Origin of the sequence: Catenulispora sp. GP43, assembly GCF_041260665.1 — a bacterium.
Classification (GTDB): domain Bacteria; phylum Actinomycetota; class Actinomycetes; order Streptomycetales; family Catenulisporaceae; genus Catenulispora.
In genome coordinates this window covers 18,314-36,170 of the sequence record NZ_JBGCCT010000003.1, presented here as the reverse complement: position 1 = coordinate 36,170, position 17,857 = coordinate 18,314, and the positions used below count along the sequence as shown (strand labels likewise).

At 71.2% G+C, this 17,857-nt stretch carries 18 protein-coding genes; 9 read left to right on the top strand and 9 right to left on the bottom strand.

The features are described 5' to 3' along the window. Positions 1 to 70: 70 nt before the first annotated feature. A complete protein-coding gene (locus tag ABH926_RS07345; RefSeq protein ID WP_370364617.1) occupies positions 71 to 2,293 on the bottom strand; it encodes an MMPL family transporter in 2,223 nt (740 codons plus the stop codon). A 111-nt stretch (positions 2,294 to 2,404) separates the two neighbouring features. Between ABH926_RS07345 and ABH926_RS07340 the strand changes: the two genes are divergently transcribed. The 3 genes from ABH926_RS07340 to ABH926_RS07330 all read left to right on the top strand — a co-directional run bounded on the left by ABH926_RS07340 (position 2,405) and on the right by ABH926_RS07330 (position 5,358). Continuing rightward, the gene (locus ABH926_RS07340) at positions 2,405 to 3,037 is read left to right on the top strand and encodes a TetR/AcrR family transcriptional regulator (RefSeq protein ID WP_370364616.1); all 633 of its coding nucleotides are present in this window, start codon (positions 2,405 to 2,407) and stop codon (positions 3,035 to 3,037) included. 90 nt (positions 3,038 to 3,127) lie between these two features. Next, positions 3,128 to 3,991, top strand: coding sequence for a LysR family transcriptional regulator (locus ABH926_RS07335; RefSeq protein ID WP_370364615.1), 864 nt, complete (start codon positions 3,128 to 3,130; stop codon positions 3,989 to 3,991). Positions 3,992 to 4,215: 224 nt separating this feature from the next. After that, complete coding sequence (locus tag ABH926_RS07330) at positions 4,216 to 5,358, top strand: peptidoglycan-binding protein (RefSeq protein WP_370364614.1); 1,143 nt, start codon at positions 4,216 to 4,218, stop codon at positions 5,356 to 5,358. A 42-nt stretch (positions 5,359 to 5,400) separates the two neighbouring features. Here the strand turns inward: ABH926_RS07330 and ABH926_RS07325 are convergent, their stop codons facing one another. Beyond that, the gene (locus ABH926_RS07325) at positions 5,401 to 5,706 is read right to left on the bottom strand and encodes a TfoX/Sxy family DNA transformation protein (protein ID WP_370364613.1); all 306 of its coding nucleotides are present in this window, start codon (positions 5,704 to 5,706) and stop codon (positions 5,401 to 5,403) included. Between the two features lie 78 nt (positions 5,707 to 5,784). After that, on the bottom strand, positions 5,785 to 6,198 hold the full coding sequence (locus ABH926_RS07320) for a Mov34/MPN/PAD-1 family protein (RefSeq protein ID WP_370364612.1): 414 nt from the start codon (positions 6,196 to 6,198) through the stop codon (positions 5,785 to 5,787). A 77-nt stretch (positions 6,199 to 6,275) separates the two neighbouring features. On the opposite strand from ABH926_RS07320, the gene ABH926_RS07315 reads away from it, so the two are divergent. Beyond that, positions 6,276 to 7,715 (top strand): sugar porter family MFS transporter, encoded by a 1,440-nt coding sequence (locus ABH926_RS07315; RefSeq protein ID WP_370364611.1) that lies wholly within the window; start codon positions 6,276 to 6,278, stop codon positions 7,713 to 7,715. Positions 7,716 to 7,754: 39 nt separating this feature from the next. After that, positions 7,755 to 8,267, top strand: coding sequence for a tetratricopeptide repeat protein (locus ABH926_RS07310; protein WP_370364610.1), 513 nt, complete (start codon positions 7,755 to 7,757; stop codon positions 8,265 to 8,267). 124 nt (positions 8,268 to 8,391) lie between these two features. On the opposite strand, the gene ABH926_RS07305 is transcribed toward ABH926_RS07310, so the two are convergent. Continuing rightward, entirely contained in the window at positions 8,392 to 9,147 is a 756-nt protein-coding gene (locus ABH926_RS07305; RefSeq protein ID WP_370364609.1) for a class I SAM-dependent methyltransferase, read from the bottom strand. 135 nt (positions 9,148 to 9,282) lie between these two features. Between ABH926_RS07305 and ABH926_RS07300 the strand changes: the two genes are divergently transcribed. Continuing rightward, positions 9,283 to 10,146, top strand: coding sequence for a TIGR03621 family F420-dependent LLM class oxidoreductase (locus ABH926_RS07300; protein ID WP_370364608.1), 864 nt, complete (start codon positions 9,283 to 9,285; stop codon positions 10,144 to 10,146). 6 nt (positions 10,147 to 10,152) lie between these two features. On the opposite strand, the gene ABH926_RS07295 is transcribed toward ABH926_RS07300, so the two are convergent. Next, the gene (locus ABH926_RS07295; protein ID WP_370364607.1) at positions 10,153 to 10,623 is read right to left on the bottom strand and encodes a winged helix-turn-helix transcriptional regulator; all 471 of its coding nucleotides are present in this window, start codon (positions 10,621 to 10,623) and stop codon (positions 10,153 to 10,155) included. 57 nt (positions 10,624 to 10,680) lie between these two features. Here ABH926_RS07295 and ABH926_RS07290 point away from each other — a divergent pair, with 57 nt between their 5' ends. Next, positions 10,681 to 11,211 (top strand): SRPBCC domain-containing protein, encoded by a 531-nt coding sequence (locus ABH926_RS07290; RefSeq protein ID WP_370364606.1) that lies wholly within the window; start codon positions 10,681 to 10,683, stop codon positions 11,209 to 11,211. Here ABH926_RS07290 and ABH926_RS07285 read toward each other — a convergent pair. The 4 genes from ABH926_RS07285 to ABH926_RS07270 form a co-directional block, all read right to left on the bottom strand. Further along, on the bottom strand, positions 11,208 to 11,951 hold the full coding sequence (locus ABH926_RS07285; protein ID WP_370364605.1) for a phytanoyl-CoA dioxygenase family protein: 744 nt from the start codon (positions 11,949 to 11,951) through the stop codon (positions 11,208 to 11,210). The two genes, ABH926_RS07290 and ABH926_RS07285, sit on opposite strands and share 4 nt — an antisense overlap. A 43-nt stretch (positions 11,952 to 11,994) precedes the next feature. Continuing rightward, positions 11,995 to 12,837: a sterol desaturase family protein gene (locus tag ABH926_RS07280; protein WP_370364604.1), complete on the bottom strand. Its 843-nt coding sequence runs from the start codon at positions 12,835 to 12,837 to the stop codon at positions 11,995 to 11,997. Between the two features lie 60 nt (positions 12,838 to 12,897). Next, a complete protein-coding gene (locus tag ABH926_RS07275) occupies positions 12,898 to 14,505 on the bottom strand; it encodes a TROVE domain-containing protein (protein WP_370364603.1) in 1,608 nt (535 codons plus the stop codon). A 182-nt stretch (positions 14,506 to 14,687) separates the two neighbouring features. Continuing rightward, entirely contained in the window at positions 14,688 to 16,271 is a 1,584-nt protein-coding gene (locus tag ABH926_RS07270; RefSeq protein ID WP_370364602.1) for an MFS transporter, read from the bottom strand. A 150-nt stretch (positions 16,272 to 16,421) separates the two neighbouring features. On the opposite strand from ABH926_RS07270, the gene ABH926_RS07265 reads away from it, so the two are divergent. Together ABH926_RS07265 and ABH926_RS07260 are read left to right on the top strand one after the other, a co-directional pair. Next, on the top strand, positions 16,422 to 16,877 hold the full coding sequence (locus ABH926_RS07265) for a MarR family winged helix-turn-helix transcriptional regulator (protein WP_370364600.1): 456 nt from the start codon (positions 16,422 to 16,424) through the stop codon (positions 16,875 to 16,877). 191 nt (positions 16,878 to 17,068) lie between these two features. Beyond that, the gene (locus ABH926_RS07260; RefSeq protein WP_370364599.1) at positions 17,069 to 17,842 is read left to right on the top strand and encodes an alpha/beta hydrolase; all 774 of its coding nucleotides are present in this window, start codon (positions 17,069 to 17,071) and stop codon (positions 17,840 to 17,842) included. Positions 17,843 to 17,857: the final 15 nt, after the last annotated feature.

Sequence of the window (17,857 nt, the reverse complement as noted above, 5' to 3'; positions counted from 1 at the left end):
GGCGGGGGGGAGACGGGTGGGAGAAGGGCGCTCCTGTCACTGGGAGTGACAGGAGCGCCCTTGCAGGGTGTTACGCGCGGGAACTCGCGCCGACCCTCTCGTCGTCCAGGTCGCCGACCCGCGGCGGCCGCCCGCCGTCGCCGCCGGAGGCCACCGCCTTGTGGCCGGGCCACCAGGCCTTGGCGCCCATCAGCGCGGTGAAGGCCGGTACCAGGAACATCGACATGATGAACGCCGCGATGCTGATGCCGATCGACACCGCGAACCCGATCTGCTGCATCATCGACAGCCCGCCCAGCATCAGCGAGGCGAAGGTGCCGGCCAGGATCAGCCCGGCCGAGGCCACCGAGGGACCGGCGTGCTCGACGGCCAGCGCCGCCGCGCGCCGCGGCTCGTTGCCCTCGCGGGCCTCCTCGCGGAGCCGGGAGATCATCAGGATGTTGTAGTCGGTGCCGATCGCCACCACGAACAGGTAGACCATGACCGGCAGCATGAACATCATGCCGGGCTTGCCCTGGACGCTCTGGAACATCAGCACCGAGGCGCCCAGGGTGCCGGCGTAGCCCAGCCCCACGGCCACCATCAGGTACAGCGGCGCGACTAGGGCCCGCAGCTGCAGCGCCAGCACCAGGAAGATCAGCAGGCCGGCCACCGGCAGGATCAGCGCCAGGTCGGAGTTGTTCGCGGCCTGGATGTCGGCCAGGGCCGCGGTCCCGCCGCCGACCAGCGCGGTGGTGCCGGCCGGGGCCGTGCTGTGCGCGAGGTCCTTGAGCGGGCCGTTGACCGCGTGCATCGCGGCGGACGCGAACGGCGAGTCCTTGGTCAGCACCTGGATGTGGGCCGCGGTGCCGGCCTGGTTGTACTGCACCGTGTCGCCCTTGGCGCCGGCCGGGGAGCCCGGCTTGACCGGGAACGGCATCAGGCCGTCCAGCTCCGGCGAGGCCGAGCCGAGGGCGGTCGCGTAGCTCTGGATCTGCGCCTGGTTCAGCGCCTTGCCGTCGGTCGAGGTGACGATCACGTCGGTCGCGGCGGTGGCGCCCTGGGCGAACCCGGCCTTCTGCATGTCCTTGATCGCGATCGTGGACTCCACGCCCGCCGGCATCTGCGACTGCTGGTCGTAGTCGGCCTTGAAGCCGGTGGCGCCGATCGCCAGGCCCGCCATGATGACGAAGGAGACCGCGGCCACCGCCGCCGGACGCTTGCCGACCAGGTTGCCCACCTTGCGCGCGGGTCCCGCGGTGGGGATCCTGCGCCACTTCTTGCCGGGCCAGAAGATCTTCGTGCCCAGCTTCACCATCAGCGCCGGCACCAGGGTCAGGCCGGCCAGCAGCATCACCGCGACCGCGATGGCCAGGGCCGGGCCCAGCGAGGTGAAGGCCTTGAAGGTGGCCAGGCCCAGGGCGCAGAAGGCGATGATGACGGCGGCCGCGGCCGAGGCGATGGCCTCGCCGACGCGCTCGACGGTGGTCTGGACGGCCTGCTCGATCGAGTCCCCGGCCCGCAGCCGCTCACGCAGCCGGAACAGCAGGAACACGATGTAGTCGGTGCCGATCCCGAACAGCACCACGACCAGCATGATCTGCAGGAAGGACTGCACGTGCAGGCCGAACCCCTCGGCCATCAGCGCGATGACCGGCTGGGACACCATCATCACCAGGAACACCGACAGGATCGGCAGCAGGACCGCGATGACGCCCCGGAAGATGAAGCCCATCAGGACGATGATCAGCAGCAGCGTGGCCATCATGACGATGCCGGTGGCCTTGTTCGAGGAGTCCGAGGTGTCCAGGCCCATGGCCGCGTCCCCGGTCACCTCGGCCTTCATCCCGGTGCCGTTCAGCTTGTTCGCCAGGTCCGCGCGCAGCGCCTTGACGGCGTCGCTGCTCGCCTTCTGGTCGCCCTGGTCGGCGGTCAGCTTGGCGAACATCAGCTGCGCGGTCTGCTTCGGCGCGACCTGACCGGCCTGCACGCCGGCCACGCCGGTGATGTGGTCGCCGGTCAGCGTGCCGGCCAGGTCCGTGACCTTCTGCTGCTCGGCGGCCGAGAGCGTGCCGTCGCCGACCGGGCGGATGACGATGGTCGCGACCTGCCCGGTGGCCGAGGGGAACTCCGCGTCCAGGGCGTTCATGGCCTTGACGGACTCGTACTTGGAAGGCAGGAAGGAGGACTGGTTGTCGTTGGTGACGCTGGACAGCTGCGGGCCGAGCGCGACGAGCGCCACGGCCGCGATTATCCAGCCGACGATGATCTTCCAGGGGTTGTGGACGACGAAGCGTCCGAGCCGTCCGAACATGGGCGAACTCCTGAGGGCGTTTCGGTTTCGAGATATGTCTTGTGCAAGCTTTCACAAACTTACCGTGCGGCAAGTAGACTGGGCTTCGAGAATTCGCCCCCGAGAGGGTCCATGAGACGCAACTCACAGTCGGAACACGATCCCGGCGGCACCAAGGAGCGCATCCAGCAGGTCGCGCTGGAGCTCTTCGTGCTGCACGGGTACGAGAAGACCTCGCTGCGCGAGATCTCCGACCGCCTCGGCATCACCAAAGCCGCGCTCTACTACCACTACGCCTCCAAGCAGGAGCTGCTGAAGTCGGTCACGCAGCCGCTGATCGACGAGTTCGAGACCCTGGTCGCCGGCGACCCCGATCCCGAGACGCTGCTGAGCTCCTACGTCGACCTGCTGCACCGGCACCAGGCGGTCTTCCAGCTGGTCGCCAACGACCACGCCTGCCTGGCCGCCGCCGAGCTGGTCGAACGCTCGGTGAAGCTGCGGCGCGACGTCGTCCGGCGGCTGGCCGGACCCGATCCGCAGCCCGCCGACTACATCCGCGCCGCGGCCGCGTTCGGCGCGATATCGCAGGGCTTCATGGTCGCGCGGCGGGTCGAGCCGGGGGCCGATCCGGCGCGCCCGGACGTCGAGGGGGCCGCGCAGGCGGCCGCGGGGCTGCCGGCTCCGGCCGACTACCCCGAGGGCGCCGAGCTCGCCGGGATCCTGATGGACGCGGCGCGCGCGGTGTTGCGCTCCGGCTCCGGGTGAGCGCCCGGCCCGCCGGCCGGCCCCGGCGCCGCTCGAAGGGTGATGAAAAACCCTGATTCACCAGGGCCCGCCACCTCTATCCTGGTCGGGATGGATCTCGCGCTGCTGAGGACGTTCCTCGCCGTCCACCGCGCCGGCTCGCTCACCCGGGCCGCCGCGGACCTCGGCGTGTCCCAGCCCGCGGTGACCGCCCAGATCAGGACGCTGGAACAGCGCGTCGGCCGCGAGCTGTTCGTCCGGCTGCCGCGCGGCGTCGCGCCCACGGCGGCCGCCGACGAGCTGGCCCGGGCCGTCGCCCCGCATCTGGACGCGCTCGCCGCGGTCGCGCACGAGACGCTGATCCCGGATTCCGGACCGCACGCCGCGGTCCGGCTCGGCTGTCCGGCCAGCCTCACCACGACGCTTCTGCTCCCGGCCCTCGCCCCGTTGTTGGACGAGGGCCTTCGTGTGGTCGTGGCCGGCGGGCGCGGCGAGGAGCTCATCGCGCAGCTCGCGGCCGGGCGGCTGGACCTGACGCTGGCGGTCAGCCGGCCGCGGCTGCCCGGGGTCGCGGTGATCCCGCTGGCCGACGAGGAGTACGCACTGGTCGGGGCGCCGCGCTGGAAGCCGTTCGACCGCACCGGCCGCGCCCCGCTGATCGACCTCTCCGAGGATCTTCCTTATATAGGCCGCTACTGGTCGTCCGTATACGACACCCGTCCCCCCTCCGACGCCGCGCTGGTCATCCCCGACCTGCGCGGCGTTCTCGATGCGGCGGTCAGCGGCTGCGGCGTGGCCGTGCTGCCCCGGCCGCTGTGCGCCCCGGCGCTGGACGACGGGACGCTGGTCCTGCTCGACGAACCCGAGATCCCGCCGATCCGGACGATCTTCGTCGCGGTGCGCGGGCAGCGGGCCCGGTCGGCGGCCGTGGCGCGGGTCCGGGACCGGCTGGTGGCCGTCGCCTCCCGCTGGTAGCGGCCGCCGGTTGGCAAAGCGATGGTCAAGTCTGGGCCAAGAACCACCGGCCTGACGTGTGCCCGCCTGGGACGGCGCGCCAGAGCGGATACGGGCTTTGCTTGCGTGTTCTACAGTTGGCGGGTCTGCCCAAGGGGGTTCCGAGCACCATGGAGACTTGTCATCACTGCGGGACCGTCCTGCCGAAAACGCCGGGAGCCCGCTATTGCCCGAATTGCGGCGAGATGTCGTCGCAGACTCCGGCCGGGGTGTCCGACCCGACCCAGGCCTACGCGGCCGTGGGCGCCGGCGGCCAGGGCGGGCCGAGCGCTCCGCCCGAGCGCGGGCTGACGTGGCAGCTGCCGACGCAGCCGCAGGACGAGGCGACCCAGGCCATCCCGGCGCAGAACGTTCCGCCCGAGCCGGACCCGTACGCCCACCTGTACCGCCCCGAGGGCGGTCCGGAGCGGCCCCGCCCGAACGCCACGCAGGTCATGGCGCCGGTCCCGGAGGACTTCGGCCGGTCGGACTACCCGCAGCAGGCGTTCGACCAGCCCGCCTACGACCAGCCGATCGACTACCAGGCGGCCGGCGGCGGTGCCTACGGCGAGCCCTATGAGGGCGGATACACCGAGGACTACCCGGGCGGGCCCGGCAACGGCCCCCGTTCCAACCGCGGGGCGAAGATCGGCATCGGCGTCGCGGCCGCCGCGGTCGTGGTGATCGTGGTCTCCCTGATCACCCTCGGCGGCGGCAGCTCGACCCCGTCCGCCGGCCCGGCGATCAACCCCGGGTCGGTCACCACCCCGACCACCCCGCCGAGCTCGTCGGCGCAGTCGGCGGTGGCCAACGCCCCGACCTCGTCCACCCCGAGCAGCTCGGCGAGCACGCCGGCCGAGCGGGTCCCGGGCCAGTGGCAGCTCGGCGACTCCGGCCCCGAGGTGAAGTGGATCCAGACCCGGCTGCACCAGCTGGGGCTGTACAACGGACCGATCAACAGCACCTTCGACGCGGCCACGCAGGCCGCGGTCGCCGCGTTCCAGGCCCGGAGCCACGCCTCCGACCCCTCGGGCGTCGTCGGCCGGTCCACCAAGACCGCGCTGATCGCCGCCGGCAGCAAGCCCACCCTGACGCCCCAGCTGCCGAACCTGCCCGGCGGCCCGTTCGGCGGGGACAAGCACCACAAGCCGGCCAGCGCCGCGGACGTCAAGAGGCTGCAGGAGGCGCTGGCCGCCGCGCTGAACACGGATGTGAAGGCCACCGGCCAGTACGACATGGACACCTTCAGCGCGGTGGTGCAGTACCAGAGCGCCATGCACCTGGCGGCGGACGGGGTCGTCAACGGCCCGATGTGGGCGGCGCTGCAGCAGGGCAGGATCACCGGCTGAGGCCCGGGGACTGAGAAACGCCGGCCGCCGCCCTGGCGGCGGCTAGCGTTTCTTGGACGCCCGCAGTTCCGAGGCGTCCTTCAGGCCGACCTCGACCAGCAGCGCGTCGCGCTCGGAGCGGGGGATCGACGTCCAGCGCTGGCCGCGCAGCGCGCCTTCCAACGCCAGCAGCATGTGCGCGCACTCGTTGCCCTCGGCGGTGTCGGCGATCAGCTGCCACACCTCGATGGCGCCGCGCGCGCGGACCTCGTCCAGGGTGGTGACGCCGACGTCGCGCAGCCGCTGTGTCAGCACCGGCCCTATGTTCACGGCGTTCTGGATCGGGGTGACCGTCTCAGTCGAACTCACGCCTCCAGCCTGACCCGGGACTCCGAAGCGGGCATCCCGGACTGACCCGTCAGGGGAGCGGGAGCGTCGGGCGGTGTCTCAGACGACCGTCACCGGCTCCTCGGCGACCTCGCCGTCGACGATCCGGAACGAGCGGAACTGGAAGTCGCCGAGTTTGTCAGTGTCGCGCGTGGACACCAGCACGTAATGCGCATTGGGTTCGTTGGCATAGGTGATGTCGGTCCGCGAGGGATGGGCCTCGGTCGAGGTGTGCGAGTGGTAGATGATCACCGCTTCCTCATCCCGGTTGCCCATCTCCTTCCACACTTTGAACTGTTCGTCCGGATCCAGGCGGTAGAACGTCGGCGACCGCTCGGCGTTGGTCATCGGCACAAAGCGCTCGGGGCGGTCGGAGCCCTCGGGGCCGGCGACGATTCCGCACGCCTCGTCCGGGTGGTCCTTGCGGGCGTGGGCGACGATGGCGTCGTAGATCTCCTGCGGGACGGTCAGCATGCCGACCACGGTAGGCCAACCACCCGATCGGGCGCATCGCCGCATCGCCTGGCGGGATCGGCGGCAGGGGTACGGGTATGACCACCAGGACCGGCCGCTCCGGCGGCCCGAACCCGTCGGAGCCGTCCGCGTCCGAGCGTGTCGCGCCGCGCATCGTGTTCATCGCCGCCGCCGCGGCTCTGGGCGGCTTCTTGTTCGGCTACGACTCGGCGGTCATCAACGGCGCGGTCACCGGCATCCAGCACGACTTCAACGTCGGCAGCGGCACCACCGGCTTCATCGTCGCCGCGGCCCTGCCCGGCGCCGCCGCCGGGGCGATCGCCGGCGGCTGGCTGGCCGACCGCATCGGCCGGATCCGCGCCATGCAGATCGCCGCCGTCCTGTTCACCATCAGCGGCATCGGCAGCATGTTCGCCTACCAGCCCTGGGACCTGACGATCTGGCGGATCGTCGGCGGGTTCGCCATCGGCATCGCCTCGGTGATCGGCCCGGCCTACATCGCCGAGATCTCCCCGCCGGCCTTCCGCGGCCGGCTGACCTCCTTCCAGCAGCTGGCGATCGTGCTCGGCATCGCGATCTCCGCGGTGGTCAACTACCTGATCAACCAGTGGGCCGGCGGCACCAACACCGACCACCTCGGCGGGCTGGCGGCCTGGCGCTGGATGCTCGGCGCCGAGGTGGTCCCGGCCATCCTGTACGGGGTCCTGAGCCTCAGGCTGCCGGAGTCGCCGCGCTTCCTGGTCGCCAACAGCCGGGACGAGGAGGCGCGCGCGGTGCTCGCCGAGGTCGAGGGCACGAGCGCGAACGTCGCCGACCGCATCGCCGAGATCCGCGAGCAGCTGGCCGGCGAGATCAAGCCGAAGGCGGTGGACCTGCTGACGCCCAGCCGCAGGAACCTGCTGGCCGTGGTGTGGATCGGCATCGGGCTGTCAGTGCTCCAGCAGTTCGTCGGCATCAACGTGATCTTCTACTACAGCTCCCTGCTGTGGCAGTCGGTCGGCATCAACACCTCCAACTCGCTGCTGATCTCGATGATCTCCGCGGCGGTGAACATCGCCGGCACCGTGGTGGCGATCGCGCTGGTGGACCGCATCGGCCGGCGTCCGCTGCTGCTGATCGGCTCGGTCGGCATGATGGTGACGCTGGGACTGGCCGCGTGGATGTTCTCCTATGGCACCGAGGCCAACGGCAAGACGACGCTGCCCAAGGCACAGGGCATCACGGCGCTGCTCAGCGCGAACGCGTACGTGTTCTTCTTCGCGATGTCCTGGGGCGTCGTGGTGTGGGTGCTGCTCGGCGAGATGTTCCCGAACCGGATCAGGGCGTTGGCGCTGTCGGTGGCGGCCAGCGCGCAGTGGCTGGCGAACTGGTTGGTGACGGTCTCGTTCCCATCGCTGTCCCGCTGGAGCCTGGCCGGCGCGTACTCGCTCTATGCGATCGCCGCGGCGATCTCCATCCCGTTCGTGTACTACCTTGTCCGGGAAACGAAGGGAAAAACCTTGGAATCGATGGGCTAGGTGTCGCGTAAGGACCCTTCTGCGTCGCAGGATGGACCCATGGGCCTTGACTTCCGCACCGACCCGGAGACCCTCCGCGAGATCGTCGACGATCCCGCGCCGCTGGCCGCCCGGATCGCGACCCTGTCCGCCCTCGACATGGACGAGCTCCCCGACGCCCGCTCCGAGTACGCCAACCTCCTGCGCATCGCGGGCCGCCTGGACGAGGCGGCCCTGGAGGCCGAGCTCACCCTGGCCGCCGCCGACCTGGCCGGCGACCTGCGCCGCATGGTCCGCGCCACCCTCCTGCTGGGCCACGTCCGCCAGTGGCGCGGCGAGTGGGACCAGGCCGACACGATGTTCCACCGCGCCGAGAAGCTGGCGCTGTACCTGAAGGACGACCGCCTGGTCGCCGCCGCCGCGCACCACTCCGGCCGCAGCTTCTACGACCAGGGCAAGCACGTGGAGGCGGCGCTGCGGTTCCGGCTCGCGCTGGAGATCGACCAGCGGATCGGAAGTCCGAAGCTGCCGGCGGTGTGGGAGGCGTTCGAGGCGGCTATGGGGAAGCTGTAGGGGCCGCGGGGAGGCGGCGGGCAGCCGGAACCCCGCGACGGTGTACTCCGGATCCGCCAGCCCGCTCTCACCCGCCGCCGAGCCGGGAATCCGCGACGGTGCTCTCCGGGGCCGCCCGCCGCCCTCATCCGCCGCCGAGCCGGAACCCCGCGACCGTGTACTCCGGATCCGTCCGCCGCACATCCTGCTCCGGCAGCGCCTCCAGCGCGCGGCAGATCTCTGCCACCCGGTCCGGATCGGCCCGCCTCGCCCACCCGATCTGCTCCCGGACCCGCAGTACCCACTCCTGCGGCGCCCGCCCCTGCCCGTGCCCCACGTACCGGGCCGTGCCCGCAGGCTCCAGGCCGGCCGCGCGCGCCAGCTCCCGGACCCGTTCGCTGTCGTCGCTCGCGCGGGGTGCCAGCTCCCGGCGTGCGGCGCGCATGATCTCGCCGACGTCGCTGTCGCTCTCGAACTGCGCCGCGTCCTTGTCCACCGTCGTCACCAGCACGCCGCCGGGGCGCAGGATCCGTGCCGCCTCGGCGATCGCCGCCGCCACCACCGCGTCGTCGACCAGGTGCAGCAGCCACATGAAGGTCACCGCGTCCGCCGCGCCGGCGGCCACCGGCAGGCGCGTCGCGTCGCCGCGGACGGCTCGGCCGCCGCCGCCGAGGCGGGGCAGCGCCAGGGCCAGCATGCCGGCCGCCATGTCCACGCCGATCACCGTGCGGCCGGGCGCCGTCAGCAGCTCCGAGACGATGCCGGTGCCGCAGGCCACGTCCACCAGGACCGCGCAGTCCGCCGGCACCAGCTCCAGCACCGCGCCCGCCGCCGCACGTGCCCGGTCCACGCCGCCCCGTGTCCGGTCGTAGTGCGCGGCCTCAAGATCGTAGTCAAGCACGCTGGAGAGGATACGGCGCCTACTCCCCGCAGAGTATGCGCGCGGCCTCCCCCTGCCGGACGCCCGTCTGCTTCCGGCAGGGGCAGGATCGGCGTAGACAGACAGGAACGCAGAACTCCTACTCAGGGAGAATCCATGCACCCCCGCACCTTCCGCTTCGCCGTCGTCGCGGCCCAGGCCCCGACCGCCCAGGCCTGGCAGGGGCTGGCCCGCCGGGCCGAGGGACTCGGCTACGACACGCTGCTGGCCCCGGACACGATGACCACCCTGGAGCCGTTCACGGCCCTGGCAGCCGCCGCGACGGCCACCGAGCGGCTGCGCGTCGGCACGTTCGTCCTGCCCGCGCCGTTCTACACACCCTCGGAGATCGCGTGGCGCGCGCTGGCCCTGGACCTGCTCTCCGGCGGACGCTTCGACCTGGGCCTGGGTGCCGGCCGGCCCGGCGCCGAGGACGAGGTGGTGCACCGGGAGCGGCGCTTCGGCACCCCGGCCGAGCGCGTGAAGCAGCTCTCCGACGCCATCCACATCGTCAAGGAGGAGCTGGCCGCGGCGGCCGCGAGCCGCTCGCCGCTCAAGCCGGTGCAGAAGCCGCACCCGCCGATCCTGGTGGCCGCCGCCGGTCCGAAGATGTTCCAGCTGGCCGCCGCCGAAGCCGACATCCTCACCCTCGGCCTGAGCCCGGCCACCACCGAGGACGGCCTCGCGGCGAAGATCGCCGAGCTGCGCGCCGTCGCCGGCTCCCGCTTCGACGACCTCGAACTCAGCCACAACCTCGCAGGCGTGGGTACCGAGCTGCCCGGTTACCTGAGCCAGCAGATGGGCATGGACCCCGCCGAGCTGATCCGCACCGGCGCCCCGTCCATCCTCACCGGCACGCCGCAGGAGATGGCCGACACGCTGCGCCGCCGCCGTGACGACCTCGGGATCTCCTACATCGCGGTGAACGGGATGTTCATGGAGAAGCTGGCGCCGGTGGTGGAGGAGTTGGCAGGGAACTGATCCGGGCTACGCCGGAATGCGGTCGGCCGGCATCCCCGGACCGATCTCGGCCCGGATCTCCGCCGGGTCGTCCACGACGCCGCAGTGCGCGCACACCGTCTTCTGCGTGACCCCGGTACCGCACACCGAGTGCACATACAGGATCGGCGGCTCCCCGTCGGTCGCCCACCGGTCGCCCCACTCCGAGAGGGCGACCAGCGAGTGCGCCAGCGCCCGCCCCTTGTCGGTCAGCAGATACTCGTACTGCTCCGGCTGCCGCGAGGACTGGCGCCGCTCCATGACGCCCGTCTCGACGAGCCCGTCGAGGCGGGTCTTGAGGACGTTGGTCGCGATCCCGAGGCTCCGCTGGAAGTCGCTGTAGCGCGTCGCGCCGCCGAACAGCGCGTCGCGGACGATCAGCAGGCTCCAGCGTTCGCCGACCACCTCCAGCGCCCGCGCGATCGAGCACACCTGCGAGTCGTACGTCTTCCCCAGCATGGAACCAGTGTAGCCAACCACTTGCATGATGAAAGTTGGGCGCCGTAAGCTGGTTGCATGATGCAAGTCACAAGCGAACCGCAGGAACGGCACTACACCACCGGCTTCACCGTCGACCGGACGCCCCGCGAGGCCTATGAGGCCGTCGTGAACGTCCGCGGCTGGTGGTCGGAATCGGTCGAGGGGACCGCCGACCGGGTCGGCGGCGTCTTCGACTACCGGTACCAGGACGTCCACCGCTGCAAGGTCCGCATCGCCGAGCTCGTCCCGGACCGGAAGGTCGTCTGGCACGTCGAGGAGAACTACTTCGACTTCATCGAGAACCAGGCCGAGTGGACCGGGACCGACATCGTCTTCGAGATCCAGCCGACCGACGGCGGCGCCGAGATCCGCTTCACGCACGTCGGCCTGGTCCCGCAGGACGAGTGTTACGACGTGTGCTCCAACGCCTGGGCCGGCTACATCGGCGGCAGCCTGCGCGCCCTGATCGAGACCGGCCAGGGGCATCCCAACCCGAAGGAGGACGGAGACGCCCCGGCCCACCAGGCCGCCGCCACCGTCGTCCGGGCCCAGCACACCCGCGCTTAAACCAGGGCCCGGACAGGCCCGTACTCGTACCAGGGCTCGGTCAGGATCCGATCCGGCCGGTCGGCATGCCCGCGGCCGCTGACCCGGTAGTACAGCATCCGCCGCGTCGTGTCCGACTCGTAGTTCCCACCGATGTTGTGCCCGAGCAGATAGTGCGCGAGCAACAGGTCACCGGCGCGCGCGGTGACTTGTTCCGGCTCGGGCAGATCGATGTCCGGGTAGGCGCAGTATGTCTCGACGCCGCGCTCCTGGAAGTACTCCGCATGCGTCCGGTGCGTACCCGGCCAGACCCACAGGTTGCCCGAGTTCTCGCGCGTCTGGTCCGAGACGAACACCCCGGCCAACAGCGTGAAGGTGTTCGGCACGAATCCCGGCGTCGGCTCACTGATAGCGGCGTCGATGTGCGGCCGCCCCGGCTGGTGGGGGAACGGCGGGATGTTCAGCGCCACCTGAACCTGCCACGGCGCCTCCAGCAACCCGGGATCCGCGAGCGCTTCGGCGTACGCGAAGGCATTCCTCCCGTCCGCCCCGGGCTCCATCAGTGGCGCGATCAACGCCGGCTCGTCCACGGCCTTCGGGAAGTAGAAGTGGTGCCCCACATGGCCTTCCAGCGGCGGCTCGGCGGCGACGAGTTCGTCGATCCGGCGGTTCGCCCGGTCCACCGGCTCGGACCCCACGACGCCCGGGACGACCAGGTACCCCTGCTCGGCGAACTCTTTCAGCTGTCCATCACTCAGCACACCGGCCAGCGTATGCAGCGTGTCGGTCGGCGTGCGACGGGTTTTACGCCGCCGGCGACCAGCCCGGCCCCCGCAGCACGTACCCGAACCGGGCGCGCCAGCAGTCGGCGCCGCGCACGTCCCGCGCGATCGCCGCGTATTCGTGCACTGCGACCCGCAGCGGGTTGAACGTGCCGATGTTCTTCGTCAGCCCGTACTGCACCGGCTCGCCCTCGGGCTCGAAGGACCGGAACAGCCGGTCGAAGACGATGAACACGCCGCCGTAGTTCTTGTCCAGGTAGCCCTGGTTGGACCCGTGGTGCACGCGGTGGTGCGAGGGTGTGTTCATCACCAGCTCGATCGGCCGCCACATCTTCCCGATCCGCTCGGTGTGGATCCAGAACTGGTACAGCAGGTTCATCGCCGCCGTCGCGAAGATCATGTACGACGGGAAGCCCGCCAGCGCCAACGGCAGCAGGAACACCGTGTTGCCGACGCCGGTCCAGGTCTGGCGCAGCGCGGTGGACAGGTTGTAGTGCCGGCTGGAGTGGTGCACCACGTGCGAGGCCCACAGGATCCGGACGCGGTGGTTCGCGCGGTGCTCCCAGTAGTAGAAGAAGTCGTACGCCACGAAGAGCACGATCCAGCTGGTGAGCGAGCTGCCGATGCGCCACGGCGACACCGCGTGCGCCCCGGCCACCGCGGCGACCGTCACCAGCCCCCAGCCGAGGTTGCAGACGATCGAGCCGATGCCCATCGTCAGCGACGTCGCGGTGTCCTTGACGGTGTAGCCCTGCTCGCCCGGGTCCGGGAAGAACCGCAGCGAGAGCAGTTCCAGCGCCATGAACAGCACATAGAACGGGATCGCGAGGGTCGTGAGGTCTATGCCGTCGATCACACGGCGCATGTTACTGAGCGGTAGCGCATCTGGCCATAGGCCAGTGCGCTACCGCTCCTTACTCGGCGCCTAGAACGGCCACGCGGGTCCGTCGCCGGCGGCGAGCAGACCGAACATGGTGAACACCTTGTCCGAGAAGCCGCCGATCTCGAACCGGTTCGCCTTGCCGGGCGGCAACGCGCTCGGGCCGTAGCCCGTGGTGTTGATCCCGAAGACCGGCACCGTGTCCGGGATGAACGCGTCCGCGCCCTTGTCCCGGTTGTAGTAGTACGGGAACGTCTGCATGTCGCTGACGATCACCACCCGGTCGTGCTCGTCGTAGGAGTTCGCGACGGCGTCGACCATGCGCGTGCCGTGGCCGACCTCGCCGGAGCGCCGCGCGAACGCCTCGACCCCGCGCAGCACGCTGCCGCCCTTGGCGAGCTCGTGGGTGAACACGCCGTCGGCGAAGCCGACGAGGTCCACGTCGCCGGCCCGTCCGGAGCCGGCCGCGCGGTCCGCCAGCGCGACCCCGATCAGCGCCCCGATGTCCAGGTGCGTGACCGTCGAGCGCGCCGAGACCCGGCCGGTCATCGACCCGGAGGTGTCGACCAGGACCAGGGTGCGCCCCGGCAGCTCCGGGATGCCCGCGATCGCGTGCCCCAGCGCCCCCTCCAGCGCGTGCCCCCACCGCAGCGACGGCGCGGCCTTGTACGCCGACAGCCACCGGTACGGCAGCATCCGGGAGCGTGCCACCTGGTCGGCGTCCAGGAACCGCGCGCAGACCTTCCAGGCCGCCCCGTCGGAGACCCCGGCCTCGTCGAAGTTCCGCAGGTTCCGCGCCAGCGCCATCAGCCCCATCGACGGGATGACCGCCTCCCAGGCCGCCTTGTCCATCGGGCCCTGCAGCCAGCCGGCCAGCGCCTCCCAGGTCATGCCGGCCTCGGCCAGCCGCCCCGGGCCGCCCTCGGCACCCTCGGCACCCTCGGCACCCTCGGCGACCCCAGCGAGCAGCGCCGGGCGCCGCTGGTCCACCGGCAGCGCGAGCAGCCGGGCCCGCGCGGTCAGCATCGGCAGCGCCTCCGGCACCGGGTTGTCCCGGTTGTGGCGGCGGTCCAGCGCGTGCCGGAACAGCTCGCCCTGCCCCGGCTTGTCGGCCGCGGCGGCCGGGTGCACGAGGTCGATGACGTCGCCGAACCGGAAGCCCTTGGCGTCCGAGTCGTACTTCGCGAACGAGTACTCGGTGTACAGCCGTGCCACGGCGTCGGCCACGCCGCGCTTCACCGGCTTCGGGAGCGCGCGGCCGTAGCGGCCGGTCCAGTACGCGAGCACCTCGCCGGGCTCGTCGGCACGCTGGCACGCGGCGTCGATCAGCTGCCTGCCGTGCCCGGGGGCGCCGGCGTCCAGCCGGGCCCGCACGGCCTCGCAGGCCGCGACGATGGCCGCGCTGCGCATGTTCGCGCCCAGGCGCAGCCAGGCGACGAAGCGCAGCATCCACTCCGGGTCGGCGACGGCGACGGTGTGCACGAGCTCGCGGTAGCGCTGGTCGCGGGAGTCGGCGGACTCGTAGAACGTGTCCTCGCCGACCATGTTGGTGACGGCGAGCAGGAACAGGTCCGCCTTCGCGTCGCGCTTGTACGCCTTGCCGCCCTCGAACGTCGCAGTGGTCTTGGTCGCGAGCTTGTTGAACTTCACCATCGGTGGATCACCCCGAAGAAATGCAGGGAGCAGCGACCGTCGAGAAAAGTCGAGGGCGCACTCCCGAGATCAGATTCGGCTGCGGGATGAGTACTTTTTTAAGGAAGTATCCGCTGCCTGCGCACCGGGAGGTGCCCTCAAAGGATGCTGGTGGCGGCCATTGCCCGTCCACCACTTTTCCTTTACGCCGAAGCGGATTCCTTGACGATTGCCTCCGGCTCGGGCTGGACCGTGACGGTCTTCGTCGTCCTGGGCTTGGCGAAACCGCCGAACACCAGCAGCGCCCCGATGGCGGTCGCCGCCGCCGACCACATCATGCCGGTGTGCATCGCGTGCACGAACGCGAGGTCCGCCTGGTGCGCGAGACCGGGAATGTTGTTGTGCCGGGCCACATTCCGGGCCATCTCCGCCGACGTCTCAGCCTGCTGTTTCACCACCGCCGGAAGGCCGGCGACCGAGCCGCTGATCGCGTGCCGGTACCCGATCGACAAGATGGTGCCGCCCAGCGCGATGCCCAGCACACTGCCGGTCTGCCGCATGGTGGCGTTCACGGCGCTGCCCGCGCCGGCCTGGGTCAGCGGCAGCGAGCCCAGGATCGCGCCGGTCAGCGGGGCGATCGTCATGCCGATCGCGGTGGCCTGGACGATCGCCACGGCGATGTAGGCCGGGATCGGCATCTGCAGTCCGATGCGGGAGAAGACCGCCAGCGTGATCGTGGAGACCACCAGCGCGGTACCGCTGACCCGGCGCACCGAGGTGCGGCGCGCGAGCTTCGCGGCGAGCGGGCCGCCGACCACGACGCCGAGCGCGCCGGGGATGCCGATCAGGCTGGCGCGCAGGGCCGAGTAGCCGCGGGCGCCCTGGAGGTAGAACGCGAAGTAGAAACCGCTCGCGCTCAGGGCCAGGAACAGCAGGGTCAGCGTGACGTTGCCGGCGGCGAACTGGCGCAGCCGGAACAGGCGGGGATCGAAGCTGGGGTGCGCGCGGCGCAGTTCGACGGCCACGAACGCGGCGGTCAGCGCCAGCCCGGCCAGGACCGTGCTCCACACCTGCGGCTCGGTGACGGTGCCGTCCTGGCCCGCGCGGATCAGGCCGTAGGAGAGCAGGCCGAGGCCGGCGGTGGACAGCACCAGGCCCGGGAAGTCCAGCCCGCGCTTGTGCGGCGGCTGGAAGTTCGGCACCGTGCGGGCGATCGCGACCAGGCCGACCGCCACGACCGGCACGTTGATCAGGAACACCGAGCCCCACCAGAAGTTCGCCAGCATCAGGCCGGCCAGCACGGGACCGGCGGCGATGCCGACGCCGGCGAAACTGCTGAGCACGCCGAAGGCCTGCGGGCGCCGCTCGGGCGCATAGGTGAAGCTGATCACCGCCAGCGTCGCCGGGATCAGCAGCGCGGCGCCCACGCCCATCACGGCGCGGGCCGCGATGAGCTCGCCGGTGCTGTGCGAGTACGCGGCGAACACCGAGGCCAGGCCGAACAGCGCCATGCCGGCCACCAGGGTGTTGCGATGCCCGAAGCGGTCGCCCAGGGCGCCGCCGGTGAAGGTGACGGTGGCCAGCACCAGCGTGTAGGACCCGGTGGCCCACTGGAGCTGGCCGGGGGTGGCGCCCAGGCCCCGCACCGGGTCGGCGAGGGTCTCGTAGGCGGTGGACAGGACGGTGCCGTCGATCCAGATCAGCAGCTGGGCGAAGATCAGGACGGCGAGGATCAGGCTCTGGCGTCGGCCGGACGGCGGACTGGCGGTGGACGTGGCTGCGGACATGGCTGGCGGACCCCCCTGGGTCTGGAGCTTGCCGGGACGGTGACTTCACGGGGCAGCGCGGCCGCGCGCTAGAATCGACAGGTACCTGTCGGATATCAGCCTGGCAAACTCGTCAGGTACCTGTCAATCATGAGACCGGAGCATCCCGATATGTCCGCACGACGGGAGAACGAACCCGACAAGTGGGGCGAGGACGGCGTCGTCAGCTTCGCCGTGCGCCACGTCTGGCTCGGCATGCGCGCCGCGATCGAGGACGAGCTCGCCGAGTTCGGGCTGACCGTGCCGCAGTTCGCGACGCTGATGATGCTGGACGGCTCCCCGGGCCTGTCCGTCGCCGAGGTGGCCCGGCTGTGCGGCAGCACGAGGCAGTCCGCGACGGAGATGGTCGCCGGCCTGGAGGCCCACGGCCTGGTCGAACGCTCCCCGCACCCGACGGACCGGCGTGCGCACCAGGTGCACGCGACCGAGGCGGGACGCGAGATGTTCCGGAAGGCACGGCCCGCGGTGCGCAGGCGGGAAGACGAGCTGGAGGCCGGGCTCAGCCCGGAGGTGCGCAGGGCCGCCCGCGAGTGGATGGCGGCGTTGGCCGCGTCGTGCGGGGCGTAGAAGAAGCGGAAAATAGACATTGCGCGATGCGGCGGCGGGCCGTTAATGTTCATCCGCCGTGACCGGACAAGAGGAGGTGAGACCCATGAAGGCGGTATCGACGTGGGTGCTCCCCGTGCTGTCGCGGGCAGGCGGCTGACATAGCGGTCGTCGGGAGCGCCGATAACAAGTGCTCCCGAAAGGTGACTGCCATGTCTTCTTCACTTCTTTTCACCAGTGACACCCGCGCGGACGGCGTCCGCGAACGCGACTTCACCGTGGGCGAGATCCCCGGTGTCCTGTGGTCCCCGGAATCCGACCCGGGCCTGGCTCCCCTGGTCCTCGTCGGCCACGGCGGCGGCATCCACAAGAAGGCGCCGGCCAGCGCGGGCCGTGCGCGCCGGCTCGTCCTCGGCCTCGGGTTCCACGTCGCCGCCATCGACGCGCCGGGGCACGGCGACCGCCCGCGCACCGACCACGACGAACGCGAGATCGACGCGATGTTCGCGGCGCGCGAGGCCGGCCAGCCGGAGGGCCCGATCATCGTGCGCTACAACGCCCACCTGGCCGAGCAGGCCGTGCCCGAATGGAGCGCGACCCTGGACGCGCTCCAGGAGCTGCCAGAGATCGGGACCGGCGGGCCGGTGGGCTACTGGGGCATCAACATGGGCACCGCGACCGGTGTCCCGTTCGTCGCCTCCGACGACCGGATCACCGCCGCCGTGTTCGGCCAGCACTGGCCCGACTTCCTGGTCGAGCCCGCGCGGCGGATCACCGTCCCGATCGAGTTCGACCTGCAGTGGGACGACGAACACCTCCCGCGCGCCGCCGGCCTGGAGCTCTTCGACGCCTTCGCCTCCAAGGAGAAGACGCTGCACGCCAACGCCGGACGGCACAAGCAACTGCCCCGGTTCGAGGCGGACAGCGCCGTCCGGTTCTTCGCCCGGCACCTCGGTACCCCGGCCGCCGCGGCGGCCGCCGCGTGACCTCGGCGACGTCGG

Excerpts from the sequence above, each read along its gene's own strand:
- ABH926_RS07345 (WP_370364617.1), bottom strand. The coding sequence starts at position 2,293 with ATGTTCGGACGGCTCGGACGCTTCGTCGTCCACAACCCCTGGAAGATC.
- ABH926_RS07340 (WP_370364616.1), top strand. The coding sequence starts at position 2,405 with ATGAGACGCAACTCACAGTCGGAACACGATCCCGGCGGCACCAAGGAG.
- ABH926_RS07335 (WP_370364615.1), top strand. The coding sequence starts at position 3,128 with ATGGATCTCGCGCTGCTGAGGACGTTCCTCGCCGTCCACCGCGCCGGC.
- ABH926_RS07330 (WP_370364614.1), top strand. The coding sequence starts at position 4,216 with ATGTCGTCGCAGACTCCGGCCGGGGTGTCCGACCCGACCCAGGCCTAC.
- ABH926_RS07320 (WP_370364612.1), bottom strand. The coding sequence starts at position 6,198 with ATGCTGACCGTCCCGCAGGAGATCTACGACGCCATCGTCGCCCACGCC.
- ABH926_RS07315 (WP_370364611.1), top strand. The coding sequence starts at position 6,276 with ATGACCACCAGGACCGGCCGCTCCGGCGGCCCGAACCCGTCGGAGCCG.
- ABH926_RS07310 (WP_370364610.1), top strand. The coding sequence starts at position 7,755 with ATGGGCCTTGACTTCCGCACCGACCCGGAGACCCTCCGCGAGATCGTC.
- ABH926_RS07300 (WP_370364608.1), top strand. The coding sequence starts at position 9,283 with ATGCACCCCCGCACCTTCCGCTTCGCCGTCGTCGCGGCCCAGGCCCCG.
- ABH926_RS07295 (WP_370364607.1), bottom strand. The coding sequence starts at position 10,623 with ATGCTGGGGAAGACGTACGACTCGCAGGTGTGCTCGATCGCGCGGGCG.
- ABH926_RS07290 (WP_370364606.1), top strand. The coding sequence starts at position 10,681 with ATGATGCAAGTCACAAGCGAACCGCAGGAACGGCACTACACCACCGGC.
- ABH926_RS07280 (WP_370364604.1), bottom strand. The coding sequence starts at position 12,837 with ATGCGCCGTGTGATCGACGGCATAGACCTCACGACCCTCGCGATCCCG.
- ABH926_RS07275 (WP_370364603.1), bottom strand. The coding sequence starts at position 14,505 with ATGGTGAAGTTCAACAAGCTCGCGACCAAGACCACTGCGACGTTCGAG.
- ABH926_RS07270 (WP_370364602.1), bottom strand. The coding sequence starts at position 16,271 with ATGTCCGCAGCCACGTCCACCGCCAGTCCGCCGTCCGGCCGACGCCAG.
- ABH926_RS07265 (WP_370364600.1), top strand. The coding sequence starts at position 16,422 with ATGTCCGCACGACGGGAGAACGAACCCGACAAGTGGGGCGAGGACGGC.
- ABH926_RS07260 (WP_370364599.1), top strand. The coding sequence starts at position 17,069 with ATGTCTTCTTCACTTCTTTTCACCAGTGACACCCGCGCGGACGGCGTC.